Below are 2,278 nucleotides of genomic sequence, written 5' to 3' on the forward strand. Positions count from 1 at the left end.
GTCTTGTCTCGCTAAACCCTCGGGGAACCCGAGGAGCGCGAGCCGCTTTCAACGGGGGGGCTGGGGGTCGGAGCGACGCGCGCTCTGGAGGTTCCCTCCAGGTATAGCGCGTCAAGACAACCCCCAGATCCGGGTTCTGCCCCCACTAGGAAAAACGAAGCTCACCAGTATATATCGCTTACCGCTCCGCTTGGCACCACAACTTCCGATCGTTATCTAGGCGAAAATTGCTGCTGATATTACCATAGAACATTAGCAAAACAGCGAAGGAGGGGCACCCTCCTTCGCTGTCAGTAAACTAAATGAACCTAATTTTCGAGAACCTTGGCAATCCGATCTTCGAGTCGATCGAGATCGAGACCGCCTTCATCGCGACTGATCCTGCGGACGGTGGCGTTGACACCATCGAGGTTTTGCAATAAGTCCCGCAAAATCTCTTGTTGCTGACGGGATTGGGTTACTTCATGTGGCTCTTGTACCAAGTCCCGGACGATCGTATCTTCCGATCGAGACACTACAATCGGCTCCTCTTGACCTTGCAAATAGACGATCGTCCGGCGTCCGGGGCCGCGTTCCTGCTCTAGGGGTATCAGGGCGACAACATTGTCCGATCGAACATATTTACCAAATCCGAGGTGAACTAGTACAGAGGGTTGAATCTTCACTTAAGGGGTCATCCTTTGCTATCTCTATACTCTCATTATAAAGTTAGTAGACTTAGCCTGTAATGAATACTCGGAGCGGTTTTCACGCTATTTTAGTAGTAGTTTACAGTTGCTTTTTATGCCCAATCGGCTAGTCGAATCAGATGCCCATCTGGGTCTTTAATGAGGAACTGGCGATCGAATTCTAAGTCTGATTCGGTACTGAGTGATACCTCTGCGGACACAATGGAGCATCGAGCGGTTTTGAGTCGCTCAATAGTGTCCATCGCATCATCGACGACGATCGCGGTTTGCCAGCACCAGAGGTCGTTGAATTGGGTATCGGCAGGAATGGGGCGTCCGGTAGTCGGCGATAAGTATTCCACTAGCTCGATCCCGATCCCCTCTGCCGCTGAGAGGCTGCTGATGCGGAATTTAACATTGGCGATGCCGCCAAGCTGCTCTTGCTCGACCCCAAAGTTTTCGCTCTCTTGCTGCAATTGCAGCCCCAACAGATCGCGGTAAAGAGCCAGACTCGCCGCCGTATCGCTCACGACGATCGCTGTATGGTCGATTCCCAAAAATAGCGCGTCGCCAGCTTCCTGCCATTTTGGATCGCCTTTAGTGGCGGGAAAGTGAATTAATTTGAGATTGTGCCCATCGGGATCTCGAAAATAAAACGCTTGAATGCCGCCAGCTACAGGATTTGCAGCAGGTAAAGTTTGAGGGTGGGGAGAGACTTGGACGATGGAATGTTGGCGCAGATGCTGGTAGGCGCGGTGCATATCGCTGACGACGATCGCCAGATGCTGAAACCAGCGATCGTTACTGCGCGTATCTACCGGAATCGTTCTGCCTTTAGCGCTGAGAAATTCCGTCAATTCGATCGTCTCCCTACCCAGTTGCAACTCGACTACTCGCAGTTGGATCTCGATCTCTGCTGGCAAGTCCTCTGGTTGCCAGGGGGAGACATCGGCACTTTCGCGACCGATTACTTGTCGATCGGTAATTTTGGTAAATCCGAGGACGGTAGTATAGAAATCGATCGATCGCTCCAGATCTGCCACTACCATCCCGATCGATCGCACTGTAGTATTCGGCATTGCCTTCCTCACATCCTCAATACTCGATCGCCCCTAACTTCTAAGATCGCCCAGTCACAAAAGCTCCTATCTTCGCAAGCAAAGTAGACGAATTGCGCTACGCGTTTAGTGGAATTATTTCGTCGATAATTGTCCACTACTGCTGTTATTGTACCAGGTATTCCCGGCGTCTAGACGCAGCCGAGAGCGACTGCATTCAGCCGAGCGAGACATTCGCGAGACTACTTACCTCGATCGCCATGAGAGGGACAAGGCGGAGCCGAAATCGACTTATCCAGCCACCCTACTGCCTGTGAAAACCGCGCTAAAGCATCCTCGGGATTATCTTTGAGCAAAAATACTAACCCCGCTGCTGCCTGTTCCTTCGCCCGTGCGGGACGATTTGATTTGAGTCTGTGCCAATCTGTCTCCGCAATTCGCAACCGTTCGGCGAGGGCTTGAGCCAGTTCTAGGGTGGTAAGATCGTCTGTAGTGGAAGACATGAGATTTATGACCTGAATTTAGGCATATTAATAGTAACGCTATCCAAAT

General features: G+C 51.4%; 3 protein-coding genes. All 3 read right to left on the bottom strand.

Features of this window, described 5'->3' with window-relative positions; genetic code table 11:
• Positions 1 to 308: 308 nt before the first annotated feature.
• The 3 genes from RMO35_RS20190 to RMO35_RS20200 all read right to left on the bottom strand — a co-directional run bounded on the left by RMO35_RS20190 (position 309) and on the right by RMO35_RS20200 (position 2,229).
• Positions 309 to 665, bottom strand: coding sequence for a hypothetical protein (locus RMO35_RS20190; RefSeq protein ID WP_309743609.1), 357 nt, complete (start codon positions 663 to 665; stop codon positions 309 to 311).
• Between the two features lie 116 nt (positions 666 to 781).
• A complete protein-coding gene (locus RMO35_RS20195; protein ID WP_309743611.1) occupies positions 782 to 1,747 on the bottom strand; it encodes a VOC family protein in 966 nt (321 codons plus the stop codon).
• 221 nt (positions 1,748 to 1,968) lie between these two features.
• Positions 1,969 to 2,229: a DUF6439 family protein gene (locus RMO35_RS20200; RefSeq protein ID WP_309743613.1), complete on the bottom strand. Its 261-nt coding sequence runs from the start codon at positions 2,227 to 2,229 to the stop codon at positions 1,969 to 1,971.
• Positions 2,230 to 2,278: the final 49 nt, after the last annotated feature.

The sequence above is a fragment of the Chamaesiphon sp. OTE_20_metabat_361 genome (assembly GCF_031364565.1).

Bases quoted from the DNA above. Each gene is read 5' to 3' on its own strand.
- RMO35_RS20195 (WP_309743611.1), bottom strand. From the start codon at position 1,747: ATGCCGAATACTACAGTGCGATCGATCGGGATGGTAGTGGCAGATCTG.
- RMO35_RS20200 (WP_309743613.1), bottom strand. From the start codon at position 2,229: ATGTCTTCCACTACAGACGATCTTACCACCCTAGAACTGGCTCAAGCC.